Here is a 25541-nt window from a genome sequence, read left to right as displayed (position 1 = left end):
AGGGCGGGCTCCTCGGGGTCGAAGAGGTAGGCCAGCATGTGCATCGAGATGCCGTCGATCCGGCAGGACAGCTCGGCCCCGGTGACCAGGGCGAGGCCGCGCCGCCGCTGCCGCGGCTCGTGGTCGTCGTGGACGACCTGGACGCGCTGGTCTCGCCCCCGCTCGGCTCGCCGGGCCGGCCGGCCGCCGGTTCGGTGATGCGGGCGTTGGAGGCGGTGGCCCGGGAGGGCGAGCGGCTCGGGGTGCATCTGGTGGCGGCGGCCGGGACCGGCGGTCGTACGGCGGAGACGGAGCCCGCGCGGCGGGCGGCGCTGCGGGTCGTGCTGGACGCTCCTCAGCAGGGGCCGGACGAGCCGGCGCCGGGGCGTGGCCGGCTGGCGTACGCGGACGGGCGGGTCGTCGGCTTCCAGGGCGGCCGGGTGACGGGCCGTATCCCGCGTACCGCGACCCAGCGGCCCACGGTGGTCCCGCTGGACTGGCAGCGCATGGGCGACCCCCCGGCCCGCCGACCCGTGCGGGAGCTGGGCAACGGCCCCACCGACCTGGCCCTGCTGGCGAGCGCGGTGCAGCGTGCGGCGCGGGAGGTGTCCGCGGCTCAGGTGCCCTCGCTGCTCTGACCGGAGCCGGTCGGCACCCCGTGCGCATACGTCCCTGATCACGAGCCGGTCACGATGAGCGGCCGGACGGCGCAGGCGCTCTTGCCGCGCTTGTGCGGCGCGGCGTAGACCGGAGCGCACGGACAGAGTTCTGACGTTCAACGAAGAACGACGAACGGGGAAGTGATGCGCAGCAAGAGCAGCACCATCCGGACCCACAGGACCGTCACCACATTCGCCGCACTGCTCACGGGCGCCCTCGCCCTCAGCGCCTGCTCCGGCGGCAAGGACAACGGGGACAAGAGCAGCGGCGAGCCCACCGGCGGGGCCACCACCGGCTCCACCGTCAGCCTGCCGAAGCTGAACGGCGCGAACCTGGAGATCGCCGCCGTCTGGACCGGTCAGGAGCAGACGAACTTCAAGCAGGTCCTGGCCGAGTTCGAGAAGCGCACCGGCGCGAAGGTCACCTTCGTGCCCGCCCAGGACCCGATCATCAACTTCGTCGGTTCGAAGATCGCGGGTGGCCAGCCGCCGGACGTGGTCATGCTGCCGCAGCCCGGCGCCATCAAGCAGGCCGTGCAGCGGGGCTGGGCCAAGCCGCTCGGGCCGGACGCCCTGAAGGAGCTGCAGAAGAACTACTCCCAGGGCTGGCAGGACATCGGCAAGGTGGGCGGCAAGCAGTACGGCGTCTACTACAAGGCCGCCAACAAGTCGCTGATCTGGTACAACGCCAAGGTCTTCGAGAACGCGGGCGCCAAGGAGCCGAAGACCTGGCAGGACCTGCTGACCACCACCCGGGCGGTGTACGACTCCGGGGTCACGCCGTTCTCGGTGGGCGGGGCGGACGGCTGGACGCTGACGGACTGGTTCGAGAACGTCTATCTGTCCCAGGCGGGCCCGCAGAAGTACGACCAGCTCGCCCAGCACACGATCAAGTGGACGGATCCGTCGGTCAAGCAGGCGCTGACGACCCTCGCGCAGATCTGGGGCAAGAAGGACTACCTCGCGGGCGGCCAGGACGGCGCGCTGCAGACGGAGTTCCCGGCCTCGGTCACGCAGACCTTCACCGGCGGCGACCAGCCGAAGGCCGCGATGGTCTACGAGGGTGACTTCGTGCAGGTCAACATCGGTGAGACCAAGGCGAAGGTGGGCACGGACGCGAAGGTGTTCCCGTTCCCGGCGGTCGGCTCGACCGCGCCGGTGGTCTCCGGCGGTGACGCGGCGGTGATCCTGAAGGACTCCAGGGCGGCCCAGGCCCTGGCCACCTTCCTCGCCTCCCCGGACGCGGCGACGATCCAGGCGAAGCTCGGCGGCTTCCTCTCGCCGAACCGGAACGTGCCGGTCTCGGCGTACCCGAACGCGGTGCAGCAGAAGATCGCCCAGGCGCTGATCGCGTCCGGCGACCACTTCCGCTTCGACATGTCCGACCAGGCCCCGCCGGCCTTCGGCGGCACCCCCGGCAAGGGTGAGTGGAAGGACCTGCAGGACTTCCTGAAGAACCCGACGGACGTGGCGGGCACCCAGGCGAAGCTGGAGAAGGACGCGGCGGCCGCGTACGGAAGCGGGAGCTGATCCGGCGATGGCGTCGGCGGCAACGGCGGCGGGGGCCTCACCCGGCCCCGCCGCTCCCCGCGGTCGTAGGAGCGTGACCGGCACCCGCAAGGCCGTGGCAGCCCTGTTCCTGCTGCCCGCCCTGGTGCTGCTGGGCGCGCTCGTGGTCTACCCGATCGGGTACTCGGTCATCCGCAGCTTCTACAACGCCTCCGGCGACGGTTTCTCCGGCGTCGACAACTACAAGACCCTCTTCACTGACGACAGCGTCCGCACCGCCCTGAAGAACAACGTCATCTGGGTGGTGTTCGCGCCGACGGTGTCCACCGCCCTCGGTCTGGTGTTCGCGGTGCTGACCGAACGGGTGCGCTGGGGAACGGCGTTCAAGCTGGTCGTCTTCATGCCGATGGCGATCTCGATGCTGGCCGCCGGGATCATCTTCCGGCTGGTGTACGACCAGGATCCGCACAAGGGGGTCGCGAACGCGGTGTGGGTGGGTGTGCACGACACCTTCGCGCAGTCGTCGGCGTTCCCGAAGGCCCACCCGGGCCGCGACTCGCCGCTCGTGCCCCAGGGCGGCGGCTTCATCACCAAGGCCACCGTCCACACCGGGGGCACGGTCACCCTCCCCCTCGTCGGCGTGGCCCCGGACCAGATGCCGGACAGCGCGAAGCAGGCCGTGGCCGCGCGGCCGGAGCCGGGGAAGATCACCGGCACCACCTGGCAGGACTTCACGCGCGGCAAGGGTGTGGGACGGCTCGGCGTGCCCGACCCGTCCGAGCTGGGCTACGCCGGGATGCGGATCGAGGCGGTGAAGGACGGCAAGGTGGTCGCCGCCACCCGGGCCGCCGGCGACGGCACGTTCACGCTGCCCGCCGCCGCCGACGGAGCCCGGCTGCGGCTGCCGGCGAGCAACTTCAGGGAGCCGTACAACGGCGTGGAGTGGCTCGGTCCGGCGCTGGTCACCCCGGCGATCATCGGGGCGTACGTGTGGATGTGGGCGGGCTTCGCGATGGTGCTGATCGCGGCCGGGCTCGCGGGCGTACCCCGGGAACTGCTGGAGGCCGCGCGGGTGGACGGCGCGAGCGAGTGGCAGGTGTTCCGCAAGGTCACCGTGCCGCTGCTGGCGCCGGTCCTCGCGGTCGTCACCGTCACGCTGATGATCAACGTGCTGAAGGTGTTCGACCTCGTCTACATCATCGCCCCGGGCTCCTCCCAGGCCGACGCGAACGTGCTCGCCCTGGAGCTGTACCGCAAGGGCTTCGCGGAGAACCAGCCGGGCGTCGCGAGTGCGATCGCGGTGCTGCTGCTGGTGCTGGTGATTCCCGTGATGCTCTTCAATGTGCGTCGGCTGCGGCGGGAGGTGCGGCGATGACCTGGCTGCTGGAGAAGATCAACGGTGGTCTGGTCCGCGTCTTCCTGATCGTCGTGGGCCTGTTCTGGCTGGTGCCGACGATCGGGCTGCTCGCCTCCTCGCTGCGCTCGCCGGAGGACATGAGTGCGAGCGGCTGGTGGAAGGTGTTCACCAAGCCGTCCCAGCTGACCTTCGACAGCTACCGGAAGCTGCTGGAGAACGGCGACATCACCCACTCCCTCTGGAACACCGTGCTGATCACGGTCCCGGCGACGCTCCTGGTCGTCGTGGTCGGCTCCCTCGCGGGTTACGCGTTCGCCTGGATGGAGTTCCCGGGCCGGGACTGGTGGTTCCTGGGCGTGGTGAGCCTGCTGGTGGTGCCGGTGCAGGTGGCGCTGATCCCGATCGCCGAACTGTTCGGGAAGATAGGCCTGTTCGGGACCATCCTCGGCGTGATCCTGTTCCACACCGGCTTCGGCCTGCCGTTCGCGGTGTTCCTGCTGCGGAACTTCTTCGCGGAGATCCCGCGTGAGCTGCTGGAGGCGGCCCGCCTCGACGGCGCCGGTGAACTGCGGCTGTTCACACGGGTGGTGCTGCCGCTCGGCGGGCCCGCGATCGCGAGCCTCGGCATCTTCCAGTTCCTGTGGGTGTGGAACGACATGCTGGTCGCGCTGGTGTTCACCAAGTCGGGCACCCAGCCGATCACGGTCGCGCTGCAGACGCAGGTACGGCAGTTCGGCAACAACATCGACGTGCTGGCACCCGGCGCGTTCATCTCCATGGTGATCCCGCTGGCCGTGTTCTTCGCGTTCCAGCGGCAGTTCGTGTCCGGGGTGATGGCGGGCGCGGTCAAGTAGCGACAGATGCCGAGGGGCGGGCCGTACGGGGGCCCGCCCCTCGGCGTTCACCCGCCGTCCCCCCGCAGTCCCCCACATGCCGTACGAACCGTAACCAATTCACTCCATCGGCCGTTTCCGGTCAGAAACCCCGCGCCGAGCGACGACCCTTGGATGTCCCTTGCCCAGGTTCAGTGTCATTGTCCCCGCGTACAAGGTCCAGGCGTATCTCTCCGAGTGCCTGGACTCGGTGCTCTCGCAGTCGTACCCCGATCTGGAACTGATCGCCGTGGACGACTGCTCGCCGGATGCCTGCGGGGCGATCACCGACGAGTACGCGGCCCGGGACGCGCGGGTACGGCCCGTGCACCTGGCCGAGAACCGGGGGCTCGGGCGGGCCAGGAACGCGGGGATGGCCGAGGCGAGCGGTGACTACCTGGTCTTCCTGGACGGCGACGACACGCTCACCCCGGGCGCGCTCAGGGCGATCGCCGACCGGATCAAGGAGTCCGGGGAGCCGGACGTCCTGGTGTACGACTACGCGCGCACCTACTGGGACGGCCGGGCGGAGCGCAACCAGCTCACCGCCCCGCTCACCGAGCAGGGCCCGGCGCCGTTCCGCCTCCAGGACCGGCCGGGGCTGCTCAGGGTACTGATGGTGGCCTGGAACAAGGCGTACCGGCGGGAGTTCGTCGAGCAGCGCGGCTTCGCCTTCCCGCCGGGCTACTACGAGGACACCCCCTGGACGTTCCCGGTGCTGATGACGGCGGAGTCGATCGCCACCCTGGACCGGGTGTGCGTGCACTACCGGCAGCGCCGGCAGGGCAGCATCCTCGGCACCGCCAGCACCCGGCACTTCGATCTGTTCGAGCAGTACGACCGGGTGTTCGCGTACGTCGAGGACCATCCCGAACTGGCCCGGTGGCGGCCGGAGTTGTTCCGCCGGATGATCGACCACTACGCCACGGTGTTCACCAGGCGGGACCGGCTGCCGCGCGGCAGCCACGGCGAGTTCCTGCGCCGGGCCCGCGCCCACTACCGCCGCTACCGCACCCCCGGCGCCCGGCTGCGGCGCCGGGGCGTCCTGGTCCGCTTCGGTCTGCACCGCACCTTCCGCGCGTTGCAGGTGGTCTCGGCCGTGCGCCGGCGCACGTTCAAGGCGGCGGTGAAGCTGGCCCGCGCCGTGCGGACCGGGGTGCTGCGGCTGCACTACCGGATCCAGTTGCGGCTGCCCGTCCGCGCCGACCGGGCGGTGTTCACCTCCGGGGCGGGCCGGGGCCACGGCGGCGACCCGGGCGCCCTGGAGGAGGCGTTCCGCGCCCATGCCCCGCACATCCGGACCGCCTGGATCGCCCGCCCCGAGCACCAGCACACGGTCCCGCCCGGCCCGTGCCGGCTGCGGCCCGGCACCGCCGCCTACTGGACGGCGCTGGCCCGCGCCAAGTACCTGGTCACCGACGACGTCCTGGACCCGGACCTGCGCAAGCGGCCCGGGCAGGTGCTGGTCCAGACCCGGCAGGGCACGCCGCTCAAGCACATGGGCCTGGACCTGAAGGAACGCCCGGCGGCGGCCCGCGACACCGACTTCGGCCGGCTGCTGCGCGGCGTCGACCAGTGGGACATCGTGCTGTCCGGCAACCGGCACTCGACCCTGACCTGGGAGCGGGTCTTCCCGGGCCGGTACCGCACGCTGGAGTTCGGCGCGCCGCGCAACGACGTCTTCCAGCGGGCGACCTCGGCGGACGTGGCCCGGCTGCGCGGGTTGCTGGGCATCCCGGAAGGCGCGGTCGCGATCCTGTACGCGCCGACCTTCCGCGACCATCAGCGCACCCAGCACCCGCTGCTGGACCTGGAGCGGATCGCGCGCCGCCTCGGCCCGCGCTTCGTGATCCTGGCCCGCCCCCACCCGGTGCACGGCGGCCCCCTCGGCACGGGCGCCCGGGTCATCGACGTCGGCAACCACCCCAGCGTGCAGTCGCTGTGTCTGGCCTCGGACGCCCTCCTCACCGACTACTCGTCGCTCATGTTCGACTACGCCAACCTGGACCGGCCGATCGTGGTGCACGCGGGCGACTGGGAGGCGTACCGGGCGGCCCGCGGCACCTACTTCGACCTGCACGCCGCCTCGCCGGGTGCGGTCGCGCGCAGCGAGGACGAGCTGATCGACATCTTCGCGACCGGGCACTGGCGCGGCTCGCGCTCGGCCCAGCTGCGGGCGGCGTTCCGGCAACGGTTCTGCCCGTACGACGACGGACGCGCCGCCGAGCGGGTCGTACGGCATGTGGTGCGGGGCGCGACGGGCCTGCCGCCGGTGGTGCCGCTGGAGGAGCGCAGGCCGGCGCCGGCGGCCGGTGCGCGTTCCCCGCTGACCACCGCCACCGTGCCGCGGCCTTCCGGTTCCTGTCCCGTCCCCGAGAGGCGCTGAACGGCGTTGGCCCTCCCGGGAGTTCCCGTGCCCCTCGGCTCGACGCGGCCCACCCCGAGCCGGCCGTCCACCTGGCGTCCGGCGGGGCGGCCCGGTCGCGTGGCAGGCCCAGGCCCTGACGGCCTCGTCCACAGGACACGCCTGCGCACCCCACGCGTCCGCAAGACAACAGAAAGAGCAGAATGCCCCGCTTCAGCATCATCGTCCCGTCCCACGGGGTCGCCGCCCGGCTGTCCCAGGCGCTGGACTCGGTTCTCGGCCAGTCGTGCGGCGACCTGCAGCTGATCCCGGTCTGCGACGCCCCCGGCTCCCCGGCCGCGGCCGTGGCCGCCGGTTACGCGGAGCGGGACGCCCGGGTGACCCCGGTCCACTCGCCGCCGTCCGCCGGTCTGAGCGGGGCGCGGAACGCGGGGATCGATGCGGCGACCGGCGCGTATGTGCTGTTCCTCGACGGCGACGACCTGCTGCTGCCGGGCGCGCTCGCGGCCCTGGACGCCCGGCTGGCCGAGACCGCCGGCGTGGACGTGCTCTACGTCGAGCACGAGCGCGCCCCCTGGTGGGAGGGCGAGCCGGTCAACCCGGCCGCCCCGCTGTTCGCCGGGGCCCCGAAGGGCGTCTTCGCCCCCGCCGACCGGCCGGAGCTGACCGGCGTACAGCTCCCGGCGTGGAGCGCGGTCTACCGGCGCGGCTTCCTCACCGAGCACCAACTCGCTTTTCCGGACAGCCACTTCACCGACATCGGCTGGGGCGGTCTGACCACGCTCGCCGCCGGGCGGATCGCGGTGCTGCGCCGGGTCGTCGTACGGCACCGGCTGCGCCGGCAGGGCAGCCGGCTGAATGTGCCGGGGCCGCACCACCACGATCTACTCGACCAGGTGGAGCTCGTGCTGACCCGGGCCGCCGAGCGGGAGCTGCCCGCCGAGCGGACGCGCGCGCTCTTCGAGCAGCTGTTCACCCAGGTCCTGAAGACCGCGTCCCGGCCCGAGCGGCTGCCGTCCGGGCACCGGGCGTTCTTCCGCCGCGCCGCCCGCCTCTACCGGCGCCACCGGCCGGCCGGTTTCCGGGTGCCCGGCGGCAGCCTGGGCGTGCAGCACCGGCTGCTGGCGGCCGGGGCGTACAGCGCGTTCCGGGCGCTGCGCGGCGCCAACCAGCTGGCCGTGCACACCGCCGAGGTCCTGCCGCGTCCGCGCGCGGTGCGCACCCGGCTGCGCTACGCCCGCGACCTGCACCGCCCGCTGGACGAGAACCTGGCCGTGTACTGCGCCTACTGGGGCCGGGGTTACGCCTGCAACCCGGCCGCGATCCACGCCAAGGCCCGTGAACTCGCCCCGCACATCCGCTCGGTGTTCCTCGTCGAGGCCGGTCAGGCGCACGCGATGCCCGAAAACCCCAGGGACCCCGAGGACGTGGAGTACGCGGTGATCGGCTCCCGCCGCTACTGGGAGGTGCTGGCCCGCGCGAAGTACCTGGTCAACAATGCCAACTTCGCCGAGGGGATCGTCAAGCGGCCCGGCAGTGTGCACCTGCAGACCCAGCACGGCACCCCGCTGAAGACGATGGGGGTGGACCAGTCGACGTACCCGGTGGTGGCCGCGCAGTCCGGCAGCTACACGAAACTGCTGGGCCGGGTCGACCGCTGGGACTTCAACCTCTCGTCCAACCGCCACTCCACCCGGATGTGGGAGCGCGCCTTCCCCGGCTCCTGGGAGGCCCTGGAGTACGGCTATCCGCGCAACGACGTCTACTACACGGCGACCGCCGAGGACGTGGCCCGCGTCCGGCGGGAGCTGGGCGTCCCCGAGGGCAGCACGGCCGTCCTGTACGCCCCCACCCACCGCGACCACCACACCGGCTTCGAGCCCGGCCTGGACCTGGCGGCGTTCTGCGAGGCGGCCGGCGAGGACGTGGTCGTGCTGCTGCGCGCCCACTACTTCTACGACCGGGGGCGGCTCGGCCGCGCCGACGGCCGCGTCATCGACGTCACCGCGCACCGCTCGTCGGAGGACGTGTGCCTGGCGGCGGACGCGCTGGTCACCGACTACTCCTCGATCATGTTCGACTACGCCAACCTGGACCGGCCGATCGTCGTGTACGCCGACGACTGGGACGTCTACCGGGAGACGCGGGGCGTCTACTTCGACCTGCCGGCCGAGCCGCCCGGACCGGTCGCGCGCACCCCGGACGAGCTGGCCGCGGTCTTCCGGGACGGCTCGTACGCGGGCGAGGAGGCCGCGGCGCTCAGGGCCGCGTTCCGGGAGCGGTTCTGCGAGTTCGACGACGGCCGGGCCGCCGAGCGCGTCGTACGGCGGGTGCTGCTCGGCGAGCCGCCGGAGGCTCTCCCGCCCGTGATCCCGCTGGCACAGCGCGTCCCCGCCCCCGCCGCCGCGACCCTCGTGAGGAGCTGACCCGCCGTGCCCCGCTTCAGTCTGATCGTGCCCTGTTTCAAGGTGCAGGGCTTTCTGCGCGAGTGCCTGGACTCGGTGCTGCTGCAGTGCTTCGGCGACTTCGAGCTGATCGCCGTGGACGACCGCTCTCCGGACGGCTGCGGCGCCATCCTCGACGAGTACGCCGAGCGCGACCCGCGGGTGAAGGTGCTGCACCTGCCGGAGAACGTGGGCCTCGGCCGGGCCCGCAACGCCGGGCTGCCGCACGCCACCGGCGACTACCTGTTCTTCCTGGACAGCGACGACACCCTCACCCCGGGCGCGCTCAGGGCGATCGCCGACCGGCTGACCGAGGCCGGGGACCCGGACGTGCTGGTCTTCGACTACGCGCGCACCTACTGGTGGGGCGGCACCCGGCGCAACGCCCTGGCCGAGGTGCTCGCCGAGGCCGGGCCGGGCACCTTCACCGCGGCCGAGTACCCGCAGATCCTCGACCTGCTGATGGTGGTGTGGAACAAGGTCTACCGGCGGGAGTTCGTGGCTCAGGAGGGCTTCGCGTTCCCGCCCGGCTACTACGAGGACACGCCCTGGACCTTCCCGGTCATGCTCAGCGCCCGGCGGATCGCCGTGCTGGACCGGATCTGCCTGAACTACCGGCAGCGTCGGCAGGGCAACATCCTCTCCACGACCAGCCGCAAGCACTTCGACATCCACGAGCAGTACGAGCGGGTCTTCGCGTTCGTCGGGCAGCGCCCGGAGCTCGCGTCCTGGCGGCCGTACCTGCACCGCAAGATGGCTGAGCACTGCCTGGACATCCTGGCCAAGCCGGACCGGCTGCCGCCCGCCGACAAGGCCGAGTTCTTCCGGCGCACCCGGGAGATGTTCCGGCGGCACAGGCCGGCGCAGGGCGCCGTGGCCGACGGCGAGGCCGGCCTGATGGAGGGCTCCTGGACGGGATACCGGATCAGGCGGGGGGCGGCGCGGGCCGGGCAGGAGGCGGCACGGCGGGCCGCTCTCGTGCGCGGCGCGGCCGCCGACCGGGCCCGCTCCGGCTGGGCGGCCGTGCACGCGCACCGCCCGCTGGACCCGCACCTGGTCCTCTACTCGGCGTCCTCGCACCGGGGCATGCTCGGCGACCCGGCCGCCGTGTACGCCAAGGCCCGGCAGATCGCCCCGCAGCTGCGCGGGGTGTGGGTGGTGAAGGACGAGGAGACCGCCGAGCATCTGCCGGCCGGTGTGGAGCACGTGGTCCTGGGCTCCCGGCGCTGTCTGGAGGTCGCCGCGCGGGCGAAGTTCTTCGTCAACGACGTCAACTGGCCCGGCACGCTCGCCAAGCGGCCCGGCAGCGTGCACATCCAGACCCACCAGGGGACCCCGCTGAAGTACATGGGCGCCGACCTGCTGGACAAGCCCGGCGCCCGGCTCGGCTTCGACGTGCCGCAGATGCTGCGCCGGGCCGACCGCTGGGACTACAGCCTGGTCGCCAACCGCCACTCCGAGCTGGTCTGGGAGCGGGCCTACCCCTGCCACTTCACCTCGCTGCGCACCGGCAGCCCGCGCAACGACGTACTGGTGAACGGCGGCGACAGCGACTTCCGGCAGCGGTACGGCATCCCGGAGACGGACACGGTCGTGCTGTACGCGCCGACCCGCCGGGACTACCGGCGCGGCGGGCACGTGGACCGGATCGACCTGGCCCGGTTCGCGGCGGACCTGCGCGAGGGCCTGGGGGGCGGGGGCCCGGGCGAGGGGCTCACCCTGGTGGTCCGGCTGCACCCGTCGCTGGCGACCGGTCCGGCGCGCGGCATGGGCCTGGCCGAGCTGGACCGGCGCGGGATCCTGGTCGACGCGACCGACGAGCCGTGCGTGGAGGACGTCCTGCTCGCGGCGGACGTGCTGGTCACCGACTACTCGGCGGTGATGTTCGACTACGCCAACCTGGACCGGCCGATCGTGGTGCACGCCGACGACTGGCCCGCGTACACCGCGAGCCGGGGCACCTACTTCGACATCACCGCCGAACCGCCCGGCCATGTCGCGCGTTCCTACCGCGAGCTGGCCTGGCTGTTCGCCTCGGGTTCCTGGCGGGACGAGGAGTCGGCGCGGCTGCGGGCGGAGTTCCGGGAGCGGTACTGCGAGTTCGACGACGGCCGGGCCGCCGAGCGCGTGGTACGCACGCTGCTGCTGGGCGAGGCCGGGCCGGGCCCCCGGATCCGGCTGCCGGGCCAGGCCACCGGGCAGGACGTGCTGACGCCCGCATAGGGCGGGCACGGGGCAGGAACGGGGCAGGCCCGAGGGTGCCGGCGGCGCGGTGGCCGCCGGCACCCTCGGGATGCGCCGCGTCACTCGTCGACGGCCGCGTTACTCGATGACGAGGTCGACGTCGATGTTGCCGCGGGTGGCGTTGGAGTAGGGGCAGACCTGGTGGGCGGTCTCGACCAGCTTGCGGCCGGTCTCCTGGTCCACGGTGTCGGGCAGCTCGACGCGCAGCGTCACCTTCAGGCCGAAGCCCTCGCCCTGCTTGCCGATGCCGACCTCGGCGGTCACGGCGGCGTCGCTGACGTCGACCTTGGCCTGCCGGCCGACGAGGCCGAGGGCGCTGCCGAAGCAGGCGGCGTAACCGGCTGCGAAGAGCTGCTCGGGGTTGGTGCCCTCGCCGTTGCCGCCCAGCTCCACCGGCGGGGCCAGCTTGAGGTCGATCCTGCCGTCGGAGGAGACGGCACGACCGTCACGGCCGTGGGTGGCGGTGGCGACTGCGGTGTAGAGCGCGTCCATGAAGACCATCCCTCTCGGGTGCGGGGTTCGCTGTGACCACAAGTAGAGCACACAATTAAGTTGTGCACAACTAAATGGCTCACCAGAGCTACCCTGGAGGCATGACCGACACCGAGTGGCTGCGCCTGGACCGCCAGATCTGCTTCTCCCTGCACGCGGCTTCCCGCGCCTTCAACGGCGTCTACCGCGTGATCCTCAAGGACCTCGGGCTCACCTATCCGCAGTACCTGGTGATGCTGGTCCTCTGGGAGCAGGGCGACCTGCCCGTCAAAGCGCTCGGCGAACACCTGCGACTCGACTCGGGCACGCTGTCCCCGCTGGTCAAGCGGCTGGAGGGGGCCGGCCTGGTGCGCCGGGAGCGCAGCGCGCAGGACGAGCGCTCGGTGTGGGTCCGGCTCACCGGGGAGGGCGCGGCGCTGCGGGAGCGGGCGCTTGAGGTGCCGCGCCGCATCGCCCGGGCGACCGGCTTCGACCTGGCGGAGATCAACGAACTGCGCGAACGCCTCGACCGGCTCACGACCGCGCTGGACTCGGCGGCCGTGACAGCGGGGCTCGAGGGGAACTGAGCGCTCCGGACCCGTTCAGCCTGCCCGGACGGGTTTCGTCTCGACGGGTTTCCTCTCGGCCGCCGGGCGCTTCATGGGCTCGCGGACGTACAGCCGTACGGCGATGCCGCCCCGCAGGATCTCCTGCCTGCCGGTGAAGTCCCGCTGCAGCGCGGCGAGTTCGGCCCGCTCGGTGTGGTTGCGGGGGATCCAGTGCCCGGCGAGCAGATCCGGGTCCGCCACGACCCACACCCGGTCCAGCCGCTCGATCCGCCGCCGCACCTTCCGGGCCCCGGCCTCCCGCCCGTACAGCGTCCCCGACCCGGCGGCCCCCTCCGCGAGCGCCACGTCCCGCGCGCCCCGGAACGCGCCCGGATAGGTCAGGGCCACGTTCCGCACCTGCGACGGCAGGAACAGCACGGCGTCACCGGGCGCCAGCTCCCGTGCCGCCACCCGGGAAACAGCACCGAGATCATCGGGCCGGGCACCGGGGTCGCGGTCGGCACGCAGGAGCGGGAGCTGATGGAGAAAGGCGAGCGCGACGGCGAAGACACCGGTGAGGGTGACGAGAGGAGAGTGCGGCAGGGGGCGCCTCTCCAACATGCCGTCGTCGTGTGGGCAGTCGTTCCGCAGGGCGGAACAGGTGGGCACACGACGACCACCGGCGGTCAGCCACCCCACCGCCCCCGCCACCCGCTCGGCCCCCGCCGCGACAAGCAACGGCGCCCCGCTGAGCGCGTACAGCACATACCGGTCCACAAACAGCGGCGAGGCCTGGGAAGCGAGCATCAGCACCGCGGGCGGCACCACGGTCAACGGCAACGCCACCCCCGCAAGGGTGATTTCCCCCCGCCGCCCGAAGAGCCCCGCCAAGGCGACCGACGCAAGGCCCAGACACACCGCGTACACCCCGCCCGAAGGCCCGAGAAACCCCTGCAACAGCTCTTCCGCCGTATCCGCCGTAGGCCTCCGCAGCCACGCCACCTGCGCCGCCTGCCCGCGCGACACCAGGACCATCGGCACCAGCGAGACCACGACCCCGCCCGCCGCACACCCCCACCCCCGCCACACCCGGCCCCCGGCCCGGGCCAGCGCCAGCGACCCCGCGTGGGCACACAGCAGCAGCACCGCGAACTCGTGCAGCCAGCAGGTGAGGCCGAGGACGGCGCCGTATGCCACCCAGGAGGTAGAGGCCCCCTGAACGGCCCGCACGAACAGCAGCGTCGCCCCGGTGGCCCCGGCCGCCACCAGGGCGTACGAGCGGCCCTCCTGCGCATAGTGGCCGGCCATCGGCGCGACGGCGTACAGCAGGCCGGCCCACAGCCCGACGCGCGGCCGGACCAGCCGGGCGCCGAGCGACGCCACCAGCGCGGCCGTCACCGCCGCCGCGCACACCGACGGCAGCCGCAGGACGACCTCGCCGGGGTGGACGGCGAGAACGGCGTGCACGAGGAAGTAGTACAGGCCGTGCACGGCGTCCACGTCGTGCAGCAGCAGCCAGATCTGCGGCACCGTGCGCCGCCCGACCTGGAAGCTGACGGCCTCGTCGCGCCACATGCCGCCGCGGTCCAGCCCCCAGAGCCCGACCGCGAGCATCACCAGCGCGGGCACCCCCACGGCGGTCCGGCGGCGGATCCGGGCCCGGTGTCCGCGGGGTGCCGTCGCCGCGCCGCCGGCCGTCGCCGCGCCGCCGGCCGACGGCGCGCCGACCGCCCTCGCATCCGCTCCGCGCGACTGCCGATCCACAGGAAGCCCGACGTTCACCACGGTCCGCCCGATCTCTTGCGATTAACCAACCCTTTTACAGTCATGACGGCGTATCGGCGGGTATGCACCATCTGCGGCGCTTAGGCTCCCATGCTGATGAACCGTCTCCGTGCCAACTCCGGTCCGGTCCTCGGCGTCACCGCCCTCTGGCTGGCCACCCGCGCCCTGATGCTGTGGCTGCTCACCCATGGCAACGCCCCACTGCTGGGCGGGGGCACGGTGGCCCGCGAGGTGTGGCGGCTGTACGGCGACTGGTACGACGTCCTCGCGCGCGGCTCGTTCCCGACGCACGACACGCTCTGGCAGTACCCGCCGGGCGCCGGCGTGGTACTGCTGGCACCGCGCCTGCTGCCGTGGCTGACGTACTTCCAGGCGTTCGTGGTGCTCACGCTGGCCGTGGACGCGCTGGTCACGGCGGCGCTGACCCGCGCGGGCAGGTGTCCCGGGCGCAGTCTGCTCGGCGCGGCCCTGTGGACGGGCGGCCTGCCGCTGCTGCTGCACCTCCCGCTCGCCCGGTACGACGTCCAGGCCACCGCCCTCGCCGTGCTCTCCCTGCTGGCGGCGGGCCGCTCCCCGCGCGCGGGCGGGGTGTACGGGGCGCTGGGCGCGCTGGTGAAGGTGTGGCCGGCGCTGGTGCTTCTGGGCACGCCCCGGGGCCGGGCGAGCCGTAGGGCGTGGGGGTGGGCGGCGGCCGCCGGGGGCGCCGCGTTCGGGGTCCTCGCCGTGTTGTTCGACCACCCCCTGTCCTTTCTGCGGGAGCAGGGCGGGCGGGGCGTGCAGATCGAGTCGGTCGGCGGCACGGCGCTGAACCTGGCGCGGCACGCGGGCTGGCCGGGCCGCGCCCGCTACCGGTACGGCGCCACCGAGCTGGTCGGCCCGCATGTGCACGCCGTCGCCACCGCCTCCCTGGCGCTGACGGTGATCGCCTTCGCGCTGCTGGTGCTGTGGCGGGTGCGGGCGCGACGGTGGAGCGAGGCCACGCCGTTCGACGCGGCACTGTGCGCGGTGCTGCTGTTCACGGTCACCAGCCGGGTGATCAGCCCGCAGTACATGATCTGGCTGCTCGGTCTCGCCGCGGTGTGCCTCACCTCGCGGCACACCGGTCAGCGGCCGGTCGCGGCGCTGGTCGTGGCGGCGGCCGCGCTGAGCACCCTGGCGTTCCCGATGCACTACGGCGACGTGATCGACGGCACCTGGACCGGCTGCCTGCTGATGCTGGCCCGCAACGGGATCCTGGCGGCCGCGGCGGTGCTGTCCTTCGTCCGGTTGTGGCGTTCGTCACGCCCCCATGGAAATCCCTATGGAAATACTGTGCAAAGCACGGAACCCGGACCCGATTTCGAACGTCTTCCGGACCGAGCGCTAAGCCTCTCTTAACGGGGTATTACCGAACATTCCTACGCTCCCGGCCCGTGGACCCGATGCGATCAGACTCGACCGACACACCCGATACCGCAGGTACCGCCGAGTCGCCGCACCCGGCGCAGGTCGGTGTCGTCGTCATCGGCTACAACGACCGCGCCCATGTGGGTGACGCCGTGCGTTCGGCGCTCGCCCAGGGGCCGGCGGTCGCCGAGGTCGTCGCCGTGGACGACTGCTCCACCGACGGCAGCGCCGACCTGCTCGAGCAGCTGGCCGCCGACGAGCCCCGGCTGCGGGTGGTGCGCCGGGACACGAACAGCGGCGGCTGCGGCAGCCCGCGCAATGCCGGGATCGACACGGTGACCACACCGTACGTGATGTTCCTGGACAGCGACGACGTGCTGCCGCCCGGTGCGGTGGACACGCTGCTGGCCGCGGCCACGGGAGCGCACGCCGAGGTCGCGAGCGGGCTGTGCGTGCGCCGGGAGCTGCCCTCGGGGCGCGAACAATCCTGGCAGGCGCCCCTCTACACGGCGCACACCGTCCTCGCGCGCCCCTCCGAGCACCCGCGCCTGGTCCACGACACGCTGTGCGTCAACAAGCTGTACCGCACGGACTTCCTGCGCGAGCACGACATCCGCTTCCCCGAGGGCCGCTTCCTCTACGAGGACATCGTCTTCACCGCGCGCGTGCTGGCCGCCGGCCCGCGCATGGCGCTCGTACCGGACCGCGTGTACGTGTGGCATGTGCGCCGGGCCGCCGAGCAGCTGTCGCTCTCGCTGGACCGGGAGCACATCGACAACTGGAAGGCGCGCCTGGAGGCGTGCGCGCTGGCGTACGAGATCCTGCTGGGCGCCGGGCAGAAGGAGCTGGCGCGGGCGGCGCGGGCCAAGTTCCTCGACCACGAGGTGCGCATGTACGCGCGCGAGCTGGGGTTGCGCGACGCGCACTACCAGCGCGCGTGGTGGGAGCACACCCGGGAGTACCTCGCGCGCTACGACGCCGCCGACTGGGAGCAGAACCCGGGCGCTCCGGGCCGGCTGCTCGCGCGGGTCGTCCTGGAGTCGCCCGAGCCCCTCGACCTGCCCCGGCTGCGCGAGCTGGCCTCCCGCCCGGCGCGCCTGCTGCCGCCCTACGCCCGCACTCCCGACGGCGTCCCGGTCTGGTCCGCCGACCTCCCCCAGGTCACCCTCACACCGCTCCTGACCCGCCCCACGGAGCTCCTCCCGCTCACGGTCGACGCGGAACTGCAGCCACGCGCGCGTGCCTCGCTGCTCCGTCTGCGGCTGCACGAGCTGTACGGCAGGGTGGCCGAGGCGGGCCCGCGCGAGGTGGACGTGGAGTGGCAGTCCCGGGAGGACGAGAACCGCACGCTGGGGCGCACGACAGTCCCCCTCACGCCCTCGGGCGCAGGGACCGACGGGGCGACCCGCGCGGAGACCGAAGCAGAGACCCGCGCGGAGACCGAAGCAGGGGTCCGGGCGGAGGCCGACGGGGGCAGTTGGTCGGCCGAGCTGCCCGTGGACCTGGGCGCGCTCGGCGCCGGGACCTGGGACCTGCGGCTGACCGTGCGCTTCGCGGACGGCACACAGCGGGACGTGACGGCGCACGCCCTGGCGGGCGCCGGCCGACTGCGCCGGCGCGCCGTCCCGAGCCTCCGGCACGGCATGCTCCTGGTGCAGCCGTACGCCACGCACTCCGGCGCGCTGGCCGTGCGCCTGGCGAGCGGCGTGCGCGGGGTGCTGCAGGTGGCGCGCGGCCGGCTCCGCCGCCTGCTTCACTGAGACACATGCCGAGGCACCGCGACACACCCCGCCGCCTCACCGGGGCCCCCGCTGATCCGGCGGGACGCCCCCTGCTTCACTGAACCACGCTTGCTGCTCCACCGAGCGGCTGAACGGGCCAACTGACGAGGAGACGGCCGCAATGACCTGGCTGATCACCGGCGGTGCCGGATACATCGGGGCACACGTCGTACGGGCGATGACCGAGGCGGGCGAGCGCACGGTCGTCTACGACGACCTGAGCACGGGCGTCGCCGAGCGCGTACCGGCGGAGGTTCCCCTGGTGCGGGGCTCGGTCCTGGACGGGGAGCTGGTGGCCCGCACGCTCGCCGAGCACGAGATCAGCGGGGTCGTGCACCTGGCGGCGAAGAAGCAGGTGGGCGAGTCGGTGGAGCGCCCGCTGCACTACTACCGGGAGAACGTCGAGGGCCTCCGGGTCCTCCTGGACGCGGTGACGCGCGCGGAGGTCCCGTCCTTCGTCTTCTCCTCCTCGGCCGCCGTCTACGGCATGCCGGACGTCGACCTGGTGACGGAGGAGACCCCCTGCCGGCCGATGTCCCCCTACGGCGAGACCAAGCTGGCCGGCGAGTGGCTGGTCCGCGCGACGGGCCGGGCGACCGGCATGTCCACGGCGTCCCTGCGCTACTTCAACGTGGCGGGCGCGGCCGCCCCCGAATACGCCGACACCGGTGTGTTCAATCTCATCCCCATGGTCTTCGAGAAGCTCACCGAGGGCGCCGCGCCGCGCATCTTCGGCGACGACTACCCGACGCCGGACGGCACCTGCGTGCGCGACTACATCCACGTGGTCGACCTGGCCGAGGCCCACGTCACCGTCGCCCGCGCCCTGGCCTCCTCCCCCGGCACCGACCTGACCCTCAACATCGGCCGCGGCGAGGGTGTGTCGGTCCGGGAGATGATCGACCGCATCAACGCGGTCACCGGCTACGACCGCGCGCCGACCGTCACCCCGCGCCGCCCCGGGGACCCCGCACGCGTCGTCGCCTCGGCCACCCGTATCGCCACGGAACTGGGCTGGCAGGCCAAGTACGACGTCCAGGACATGATCACCTCGGCCTGGGAGGGCTGGGTACACCACCACCCGGAGGCGGCGCGCTCGTAGGCTCGGCCGACGGCCGTGCCCGGAGCCCTCGGACGCGCGGTCGGCGCCGTACTCGGCTCCGCCGTGGCCGACGCGCTCGGGGCGCCCTTCGAGTTCGGCCCCGAGGGCGCCTTCTCGGCCCGGTTCCCCCGTCCCGGACACGGCGGCGAGATGTGCGGGGGCGGCGGCTGGGAGCCGGGCAAGGCGACGGCCGACACGCAGAGGGCGGTCCTGACCGCCGAGTCCCTGCTGGACCACGGCGGCCTGGACGCGGCGCCCCTCACAGCGCCTTGAGCGCCCCCGCCGTGGCCCGGGCCAGCATGTCCAGGTAGTCCTTCGGCAGCTTCGGGGAGCGGATGACCACCGCGCGCCAGTACAGCGGGCCGGAGATCAGGTCGAGCGCGAGGTCGGGATCGACACCCGCGCGCACCTCTCCGCGCGCCTCCGCCGCCGCCACGATCTTGCTGGCCACGCCCTCCTGCCCGTCCCGCAGGGCCTTCTGGAAGGCGTCGGCGATGTCGGGATTGCGGGCCGCCTCCGCCTGGAGGTCGGGGATGATCTGCGAGGCGACCGGGTGGCGCAGGGCGCGCGACGTCACCTCGTACAGCAGGCGCAGGTCGCCCTCCAGGGAGCCCGTGTCCGGTACCGGGAGGCCCAGGACCGCCATCGCCGAGACGACGTCCAGCACCAGGTGCAGTTTGGAACGCCACCGCCGGTACACCGCGGTCTTGCCGACGCCCGCCCGCCGCGCGATGCCCTCGATGGACATGCGGGCGTATCCGACGGCCGCGAGTTCCTCGAAGACCGCCGCCCGGATGGCTTCGGTCACATCCTCCCGGAGCACGGCGGCCCCGGCAGGGGTCCGGCGGCGCGGACGCGTCGAGGGTTCGTCGGCGTTCGTCGTCATGATGCACAGCATAGGGCGTGACGACGATACGGTTGCGTTCCGACGTCGATTGGTTCTACTCTCGCCGTTGCGACGATACGGTCCCGTTCCGACGTAAGAGAACGTGAAGAGAAGCGTAAGGAAACGTCGGACCAGTGACCGTGCGCCCCGGCAGCCGGCCGGGCCGCGGCACCCCCTCCCCCCGAGCGAAAGCAGCGGATGTGAGCCAGGTCCTCGACACACCGCCCCCCACCCAGGCCCCGGCCGACGACGATCTCGCGGCGCTGGCCGCCCGGCACGGCCTGACGGTCAGCGGCGCCCGCCCCTCCCTGCCCGAGTACGTCCGCCAGCTGTGGGCCCGGCGCCACTTCATCACCGCCTTCGCCACCGCCAAGCTCACCGCTCAGTACAGCGAGGCGAAGCTCGGCCAGATCTGGCAGGTCATGACCCCGCTGCTGAACGCGGCGGTCTACTACTTCATCTTCGGCGTGCTGCTCGGCACCAAGAAGGGCGTCCCGGACTACATCCCGTTCCTGGTCACCGGCGTGTTCGTGTGGACGTTCACGCAGAGCTCGATCCAGGTCGGCACCCGGGCGATCTCCGGCAACCTCGGCCTGGTGCGCGCCCTGCACTTCCCGCGCGCCGCCCTGCCGATCTCCTTCTGCATCCAGCAGCTCCAGCAGCTGCTGTTCTCGATGGCCGCACTGGTCGTCATCCTGCTCAGCCTGGGCGTGCCGATCTCCTTCTCCTGGCTGCTGGTGATCCCCGCGCTGGTCCTGCAGTTCGTGTTCAACGCGGGGATGTCGCTGATCATGGCGCGGATGGGCGCCAAGACCCCGGACATCGCCCAGCTGATGCCGTTCATCCTGCGCACCTGGATGTACGTGTCCGGCGTGATGTGGAGCATCCACTCGCTCACCAAGAAGGACCACCTGCCGCACATCGTCACGGTCCTGCTGGAGACCAACCCGGCCGCGGTCTACATCGACCTCATGCGCTTCGCCCTGATCAAGAGCTTCCACGCCAAGCAGCTACCCCCACACGTGTGGTCGACGGCGATCGGCTGGGCGCTGGTCGTCGGCGTCGGCGGCTTCATCTACTTCTGGAAGGCGGAGGAGAGGTACGGCCGTGGCTGAGCAGACTCCCCAGAACCCCGAGAACCCCGACGAGGTCGTCGAGGAGTCCCCCGACGAGCGCATGATGCGGGAGCGGCTCGAACGCCTCTCCCAGGCCGAGAAGATCCCCACCGTCGTCTGCGACGGCGTCGACATCGTCTACCGGGTCAACGGCACCGGCTCCGGCCGCGGCTCCGCCACCGCCGCCCTCAACCGCATCCTGCGCCGCAAGCAGGCGGAGAAGGCGGCCGGTGTGCGCCGGGTGCACGCGGTGAAGAACGTGTCGTTCGTCGCCTACAAGGGCGAGGCGATCGGCCTGATCGGCACCAACGGCTCCGGCAAGTCCACGCTGCTCAAGGCCGTCGCCGGCCTGCTGCCGGTGGAGAACGGCCACATCTACACCCATGGCCAGCCCTCCCTGCTCGGTGTCAACGCGGCGCTGATGAACGACCTCACGGGCGAACGCAACGTCTACCTCGGCGGGCTCGCCATGGGCATGTCCCGGGAGCAGGTCAAGGAGCGCTACCAGGACATCGTCGACTTCTCCGGCATCAACGAGAAGGGCGACTTCATCACCCTTCCGATGCGCACGTACTCCTCCGGTATGGCCGCCCGGCTGCGCTTCTCCATCGCCGCAGCCAAGGACCACGACGTCCTGCTGATCGACGAGGCCCTGGCTACCGGTGACCGCAGGTTCCAGATGCGCTCCGAGGAACGGATCCGCGAGCTGCGCGCGACAGCGGGTACGGTCTTCCTCGTCAGCCACAACAACAAGTCGATCCGCGACACCTGCGAGCGGACCATCTGGCTGGAGCGCGGCGAACTCCGCATGGACGGACCGACCGAGGACGTCATGAAGGAGTACGAGGCCTTCACCGGAGACAAGGGCGACAAGAAGGCCGCTGGTAAGAAGGCAGCGTAAAAGTTGCCGGAAGTGAAACCCCAGGCTGCGGAAGTTCATCTTCCATACTGTCGTCCTCTTACCCCGAGCGCGGTTATCCCTTTCATCCGCTTAGTGACAGTATGTTATGAAGACTGGCCCAGCCGACGAACCGAAGGAGTCCACTGCGATGCCCCAACTCAGCGTCATCGTCTACGGACCGAACGCACAGGGGCATCTGACAGAGTTGCTGGACTCTCTGGAGGCCCACCCGCTGACCGACGCCGAGGTGATCGTCGCGGCGGTCGGCGACTGGGCGCGTGAGGCAGCCGAGGGCCACGCCCCCGAGACGGTGGTCGTACCACTGCCGGAGGACACCGGTGACGCGGCGGCCCGGGCCGCCGGCGCCGCCCGCGCGACCGGCCGCTGGCTGCACTTCGTCCACGCCAAGGACAGCCTGCCGGCCGGCGCCCCCCGGCTGATCGCCGAACGGGCCGCCGAACTGGAAGCCACGGACACCGAAGGCGCCGACGTCCTCCTCTTCGACCACGTCACCACCACCTGGCAGACCGCCGGCACGCCCTCCCGCGACGGCCGGCTCCTCGCCGCCGTCGGCCGTGACAGCCTGCCCCTGGACGAGGCCGCGGACCTGCTGCGCCTCACCCCGCTGCTCGGCAACCGCGCCCTGCGCGCCGAGTTCTGGCGGGCGCACGAGGAGCGGCTCACCACGGACGACGAACCGCAGGCCGCCCACGCCGCCCTGCTGCACGCCGACCGCGTCGCCTGCCTGAACCAGGTGGCGTACGAGAGCCGCGAACTGCGCCCCGAGAGCCTGCCGCCGCTCGCCCCGGAGGACCGGTTCGAGCTGATCGAGCGCTACGAGTCGCTGCTCGCCCTCGCCAAGGACCGCCGCGCCGCCCGCGTGGTGCTGTACGACCTGATGATGCGCGACCTGGTGCGCACCTTCGCCGGCGAGAACCTGCCCGACGCGGTGGCCCGCGAGTTCTTCCGTCGCGCCTCCCTCGCCGCGGTCCGCTGGCGCCCCGAGAACCACGAGCGCCCGGCCGGTGTGGAGGGCGTACGGCACGCCCTGCTGGAGGAGGGGGCGTACACCAAGTACCGCGCGTTCCAGGCCGCCAACCGCACCCGCCGCGCCGCCAAGAAGGCCGTGCGCACCCGCAAGAAGCAGGTCGGCGCCAAGCTCCGCGACCAGCAGTACCAGCGCGCCCTGACCCGCCCGGTCGACCCGAACCTCGCCGTGTTCGCCGCCTACTGGGAGCGCGGCGTGGCCTGCAACCCGGCCGCGATCGCCGCGAAACTGCGCGAACTCGCCCCGCACATCCACCCGGTGTGGGTGGTGTCGAAGAGCAACGAGGCCCTGCTGCCCCCCGGCACCGACCATGTCATCCCCGGCACCCGCCGCTACTGGGAGACGCTGGCCACCGCCAAGTACCTCGTCAACAACGTCAACTTCCCCAACGCGGTGGTCAAGCGCCCCGAGGCGATCCACCTCCAGACCCACCACGGCACCCCACTCAAGCGCATGGGCCTGGACCAGATGGAACACCCGGCCGCCGCCAAGGGCCTGGACTTCGACGCCCTGCTGGCCCGCATCGACAAGTGGGACTACAGCGTCAGCGCCAACAGCCACTCCACCCGCATGTGGGAGCGCGCCTACCCGGCCCGCTACACCTCGCTGGACTACGGCTACCCGCGCAACGACGTCTACTACTCGGCCACGGCCGCCGACGTGCGCGCCGCCCGTGAACGCCTCGGCATCCCGCCCGGCAAGACGGCGATCCTGTACGCGCCCACCCACCGCGACTACGAGGCCGGCTTCACCCCGCGCCTGGACCTCGCGGCCCTCGCCGACCGGCTCGGCGAGGACACCGTGCTCCTGGTCCGCGCCCACTACTTCTACGGCGGCGCCGCCTCCCCGCTGACCGGTCTGCGCCGCTCCGGCCGGATCATCGACGTCTCCTCCTACGACCCCGTCGAGGAGCTCTGCCTGGCCGCCGACGCGCTGGTCACGGATTACTCGTCGATCATGTTCGACTACGCCAACCTCGACCGGCCGGTCGTCGTCTACGCCGACGACTGGGAGACCTACCGGACCACCCGGGGCGTCTACTTCGACCTGATGACCGACCATCCCGGCCAGGTCGCCCGCACCCAGGAGGAGCTGACGGAGATCTTCGTCTCCGGCGCCTGGCGCGACGAGAGCGCGGCGAAGGCGCGGGCCGCCTTCCGGCGCCGGTTCTGCGAGTACGACGACGGCCGCGCCGCCGAGCGGGTCGTACGACGGGTCTTCCTGGGCGAACCGGAGGAGGCGCTGCCACCGGTGATCCCGCTGGAGGAACGCACCCCCGCCCCGACCCCCGAGGAGGCCTCGGCATGACGACCACGCCGACCACGACCCCTGACGTCACGGTCACCGTGATCGTCTACAACGACGCGGCACGCCTGCCCCGGGCGGTGGCGTCCCTGCGCGCGCAGACGCACGCGAACATCGAGATCATCATCAGCGACGACCACTCCACGGACGAGACACCGACGGTGGCCCGCCGGCTGGAGGCGCAGGACGACCGCATCCGCTACCTCCGCCTGCCGGAGAACAGCGGCGGCTGCAGCGCCCCGCGCAACCGGGCCATCGACATCGCCCGGGCGCCGTACCTGATGTTCCTCGACAGCGACGACGAACTCCCGCCCCGCGCGGTCGAGTTGCTGCTCGCCGCGCACCGCGAGCGCGAGGTGGACTTCACCATGGGTGCGGTCCGCCGGCACCGGGTGGACACCGGCCGCCGCTCGACGTGGATGCCGCATCTCGTCGCCGAGCGCCGCACGCTGGAGGGCATCGAGGCGGACCCCCGCCTGCTCTTCGAGCACCTCTCCACCAGCAAGATGTACGCCCGTTCCTTCCTGGACCGGCACGACCTCCGCTTCCCGGAGGGCATCCACTACGAGGACCAGCTGTTCTCGGCGCAGTCGTACTGCCTGGCGAAGTCGTTCACGATCATCCCGGACCCGGTGTACATCTGGTACATCGACCCGTACGCGGCGGCGGCGACGGCCTCGATCTCGAACCAGCGGCACAAGGTCACGAACTTCCGCGACCGCGTCCACGTGCAGCGTCTGATCGACGACTTCCTGGTGGAGAGCGGGCACGCGGGGCTGCGCGAGGACAAGGACTTCAAGTTCCTCAAGCACGACTTCCGGATGTACGCGGGCGACCTGCCGTACCGCGACCAGGAGTGGATGACCGCCTTCGCCGACATCATGAACCCGTACCTGGAGACGCTGTCCCCGGGCGCGTTCGCCCGCCTGCCCCGCCCCGAGCGCGTGGTGCTGGAGCTGCTGCGGGAGCGCCGCCTGGAGGACGTCCAGCTCGCGGCCCGCGGTCTCGGGCACGGGGTGGCGCCTCGGCAGGTCACGGCCGACGCGTCCGGTGTCCCGTACTGGGGCGACAGCGTGCCCTCGTCCGACCGCGCCCGCCGCGAACTGGAGGTGTCGGACCTGGAGTTGGACACGCGCCCGTTCCCGAGCGCGCAGTTCCGCCACGAGATCGTCGAGCTGACGCCCGGCCGTGGGGCCCGTCTGACCCTGTCCATCCGCACGTACGACCCAGGCCTGCGCCTCCCCGTCGGCCCGCAGCGGGCCGCCCTCATCGTGTCGCCGGGCAGCCGCCGGATGACGGTCCCCTTCCGCCTGGACCCGGTCCGTCCGGGCCTCTTCGAAGGCACGGTCGAGCTGGACCTCACCGAGGCGCCGCTCCCCCTCCAGGGCTTCGCGGGCGTACGCCACCCGGTGGTCCGTCTCCAGCAGCAGGGCCTGGCCAACTCCGGCGTGCTGCTGGCTCCGCTGACCTTCCCCGCCCTCACGGCCCACATCGAATACCGCTCGGGCGTGACCCCGCACGAGCTCACCATCGAACCGGAGGGCCGCAACCCCGGCCGGCTGCAGCTGCGCTGGCGCCCGGTGGGAGTCACGGCCCGGGTCATCCGCCCGGTCGTCCAGAAGGTGGCCCGCCCGAAGGTCCGCAAGGCGGCGAAGCTGCTGTCCAGCGTGCTTCGGTAAGAGGCGGCCGGTTCGAAGCGCCGTCGGGGTGAGGGCGCGTGGGCGACTGCGGGGCCCGTCGTGGCTGGTCGCGCAGTTCCCCGCGCCCCTTGGGGAACTGCAGCA

Annotated in this window: 17 protein-coding genes and 3 pseudogenes; 16 read left to right on the top strand and 4 right to left on the bottom strand. The window is 72.2% G+C overall.

Going from position 1 to position 25541, the window contains the following annotated elements; genetic code table 11:
- A pseudogene (locus ACWC2T_RS37375) lies at positions 1–98 on the bottom strand (PHP domain-containing protein); the annotation flags it as partial.
- On the opposite strand from ACWC2T_RS37375, the pseudogene ACWC2T_RS37370 reads away from it, so the two are divergent.
- The 7 genes and pseudogenes from ACWC2T_RS37370 to ACWC2T_RS37340 all read left to right on the top strand — a co-directional run.
- Positions 93–617 (top strand): annotated as a pseudogene (locus ACWC2T_RS37370) (hypothetical protein); the annotation flags it as partial. The pseudogenes ACWC2T_RS37375 and ACWC2T_RS37370 overlap by 6 nt on opposite strands.
- A 165-nt stretch (positions 618–782) precedes the next feature.
- Positions 783–2168, top strand: a complete 1386-nt coding sequence (locus ACWC2T_RS37365) for an ABC transporter substrate-binding protein (RefSeq protein WP_450674781.1) — start codon at positions 783–785, stop codon at positions 2166–2168.
- Between the two features lie 73 nt (positions 2169–2241).
- Positions 2242–3522, top strand: coding sequence for a carbohydrate ABC transporter permease (locus ACWC2T_RS37360; protein WP_450674780.1), 1281 nt, complete (start codon positions 2242–2244; stop codon positions 3520–3522).
- Complete coding sequence (locus ACWC2T_RS37355; protein WP_450674779.1) at positions 3519–4358, top strand: carbohydrate ABC transporter permease; 840 nt, start codon at positions 3519–3521, stop codon at positions 4356–4358. Before ACWC2T_RS37360 ends, ACWC2T_RS37355 begins: the two co-directional genes overlap by 4 nt.
- Before the next feature lie 160 nt (positions 4359–4518).
- Positions 4519–6762, top strand: coding sequence for a bifunctional glycosyltransferase/CDP-glycerol:glycerophosphate glycerophosphotransferase (locus tag ACWC2T_RS37350; protein WP_450674778.1), 2244 nt, complete (start codon positions 4519–4521; stop codon positions 6760–6762).
- Positions 6763–6944: 182 nt separating this feature from the next.
- Positions 6945–9167, top strand: coding sequence for a bifunctional glycosyltransferase/CDP-glycerol:glycerophosphate glycerophosphotransferase (locus ACWC2T_RS37345; RefSeq protein WP_450674777.1), 2223 nt, complete (start codon positions 6945–6947; stop codon positions 9165–9167).
- Between the two features lie 6 nt (positions 9168–9173).
- The gene (locus tag ACWC2T_RS37340) at positions 9174–11408 is read left to right on the top strand and encodes a bifunctional glycosyltransferase/CDP-glycerol:glycerophosphate glycerophosphotransferase (RefSeq protein WP_450674776.1); all 2235 of its coding nucleotides are present in this window, start codon (positions 9174–9176) and stop codon (positions 11406–11408) included.
- A gap of 99 nt (positions 11409–11507) precedes the next feature.
- Here the strand turns inward: ACWC2T_RS37340 and ACWC2T_RS37335 are convergent, their stop codons facing one another.
- Positions 11508–11921 carry an organic hydroperoxide resistance protein gene (locus ACWC2T_RS37335; RefSeq protein WP_351207029.1) on the bottom strand — a complete coding sequence of 138 codons (414 nt, stop codon included), beginning with the start codon at positions 11919–11921 and terminating at the stop codon, positions 11508–11510.
- A gap of 74 nt (positions 11922–11995) precedes the next feature.
- On the opposite strand from ACWC2T_RS37335, the gene ACWC2T_RS37330 reads away from it, so the two are divergent.
- Positions 11996–12487 carry a MarR family winged helix-turn-helix transcriptional regulator gene (locus tag ACWC2T_RS37330; protein WP_450674775.1) on the top strand — a complete coding sequence of 164 codons (492 nt, stop codon included), beginning with the start codon at positions 11996–11998 and terminating at the stop codon, positions 12485–12487.
- A 15-nt stretch (positions 12488–12502) separates the two neighbouring features.
- Here the strand turns inward: ACWC2T_RS37330 and ACWC2T_RS37325 are convergent, their stop codons facing one another.
- On the bottom strand, positions 12503–14062 hold the full coding sequence (locus ACWC2T_RS37325) for a glycosyltransferase family 39 protein (RefSeq protein ID WP_450674784.1): 1560 nt from the start codon (positions 14060–14062) through the stop codon (positions 12503–12505).
- A 267-nt stretch (positions 14063–14329) separates the two neighbouring features.
- On the opposite strand from ACWC2T_RS37325, the gene ACWC2T_RS37320 reads away from it, so the two are divergent.
- From ACWC2T_RS37320 to ACWC2T_RS37305, 4 genes and pseudogenes are all read left to right on the top strand, one after another.
- A complete protein-coding gene (locus ACWC2T_RS37320; protein ID WP_450674774.1) occupies positions 14330–15610 on the top strand; it encodes a glycosyltransferase 87 family protein in 1281 nt (426 codons plus the stop codon).
- Between the two features lie 44 nt (positions 15611–15654).
- Complete coding sequence (locus tag ACWC2T_RS37315; RefSeq protein ID WP_450674773.1) at positions 15655–17379, top strand: glycosyltransferase family 2 protein; 1725 nt, start codon at positions 15655–15657, stop codon at positions 17377–17379.
- 142 nt (positions 17380–17521) lie between these two features.
- Positions 17522–18502: a UDP-glucose 4-epimerase GalE gene (gene galE, locus ACWC2T_RS37310; protein ID WP_450674772.1), complete on the top strand. Its 981-nt coding sequence runs from the start codon at positions 17522–17524 to the stop codon at positions 18500–18502.
- 15 nt (positions 18503–18517) lie between these two features.
- Positions 18518–18751: pseudogene (locus ACWC2T_RS37305) on the top strand (ADP-ribosylglycohydrolase family protein); the annotation flags it as partial.
- 10 nt (positions 18752–18761) lie between these two features.
- Here ACWC2T_RS37305 and ACWC2T_RS37300 read toward each other — a convergent pair.
- The gene (locus ACWC2T_RS37300; protein ID WP_351207015.1) at positions 18762–19388 is read right to left on the bottom strand and encodes a TetR/AcrR family transcriptional regulator; all 627 of its coding nucleotides are present in this window, start codon (positions 19386–19388) and stop codon (positions 18762–18764) included.
- A 200-nt stretch (positions 19389–19588) separates the two neighbouring features.
- On the opposite strand from ACWC2T_RS37300, the gene ACWC2T_RS37295 reads away from it, so the two are divergent.
- From ACWC2T_RS37295 to ACWC2T_RS37280, 4 genes are all read left to right on the top strand, one after another.
- Positions 19589–20503 (top strand): ABC transporter permease, encoded by a 915-nt coding sequence (locus tag ACWC2T_RS37295; RefSeq protein ID WP_450674771.1) that lies wholly within the window; start codon positions 19589–19591, stop codon positions 20501–20503.
- Between the two features lie 64 nt (positions 20504–20567).
- Entirely contained in the window at positions 20568–21404 is an 837-nt protein-coding gene (locus ACWC2T_RS37290; RefSeq protein WP_450674783.1) for an ABC transporter ATP-binding protein, read from the top strand.
- Between the two features lie 148 nt (positions 21405–21552).
- Positions 21553–23760 carry a CDP-glycerol glycerophosphotransferase family protein gene (locus ACWC2T_RS37285; protein ID WP_450674770.1) on the top strand — a complete coding sequence of 736 codons (2208 nt, stop codon included), beginning with the start codon at positions 21553–21555 and terminating at the stop codon, positions 23758–23760.
- Positions 23757–25436: a glycosyltransferase family 2 protein gene (locus ACWC2T_RS37280; protein WP_450674769.1), complete on the top strand. Its 1680-nt coding sequence runs from the start codon at positions 23757–23759 to the stop codon at positions 25434–25436. Before ACWC2T_RS37285 ends, ACWC2T_RS37280 begins: the two co-directional genes overlap by 4 nt.
- The last annotated feature ends 105 nt before the right edge of the window (positions 25437–25541 follow it).

It is taken from the genome of Streptomyces sp. NPDC001393, from assembly GCF_053597455.1.
Note: the sequence above shows the minus strand (reverse complement) of the source record. Positions and strands in the feature narration are given on the sequence as shown.

Coding starts and splice junctions, on each gene's coding strand:
- ACWC2T_RS37365 (WP_450674781.1), top strand. CDS start 783: ATGCGCAGCAAGAGCAGCACCATCCGGACCCACAGGACCGTCACCACA.
- ACWC2T_RS37355 (WP_450674779.1), top strand. CDS start 3,519: ATGACCTGGCTGCTGGAGAAGATCAACGGTGGTCTGGTCCGCGTCTTC.
- ACWC2T_RS37345 (WP_450674777.1), top strand. CDS start 6,945: ATGCCCCGCTTCAGCATCATCGTCCCGTCCCACGGGGTCGCCGCCCGG.
- ACWC2T_RS37335 (WP_351207029.1), bottom strand. CDS start 11,921: ATGGACGCGCTCTACACCGCAGTCGCCACCGCCACCCACGGCCGTGAC.
- ACWC2T_RS37330 (WP_450674775.1), top strand. CDS start 11,996: ATGGCTCACCAGAGCTACCCTGGAGGCATGACCGACACCGAGTGGCTG.
- ACWC2T_RS37325 (WP_450674784.1), bottom strand. CDS start 14,062: ATGCTCGCGGTCGGGCTCTGGGGGCTGGACCGCGGCGGCATGTGGCGC.
- ACWC2T_RS37320 (WP_450674774.1), top strand. CDS start 14,330: ATGAACCGTCTCCGTGCCAACTCCGGTCCGGTCCTCGGCGTCACCGCC.
- ACWC2T_RS37315 (WP_450674773.1), top strand. CDS start 15,655: ATGCGATCAGACTCGACCGACACACCCGATACCGCAGGTACCGCCGAG.
- galE (WP_450674772.1), top strand. CDS start 17,522: ATGACCTGGCTGATCACCGGCGGTGCCGGATACATCGGGGCACACGTC.
- ACWC2T_RS37300 (WP_351207015.1), bottom strand. CDS start 19,388: ATGACGACGAACGCCGACGAACCCTCGACGCGTCCGCGCCGCCGGACC.
- ACWC2T_RS37290 (WP_450674783.1), top strand. CDS start 20,568: ATGCGGGAGCGGCTCGAACGCCTCTCCCAGGCCGAGAAGATCCCCACC.
- ACWC2T_RS37285 (WP_450674770.1), top strand. CDS start 21,553: ATGCCCCAACTCAGCGTCATCGTCTACGGACCGAACGCACAGGGGCAT.
- ACWC2T_RS37280 (WP_450674769.1), top strand. CDS start 23,757: ATGACGACCACGCCGACCACGACCCCTGACGTCACGGTCACCGTGATC.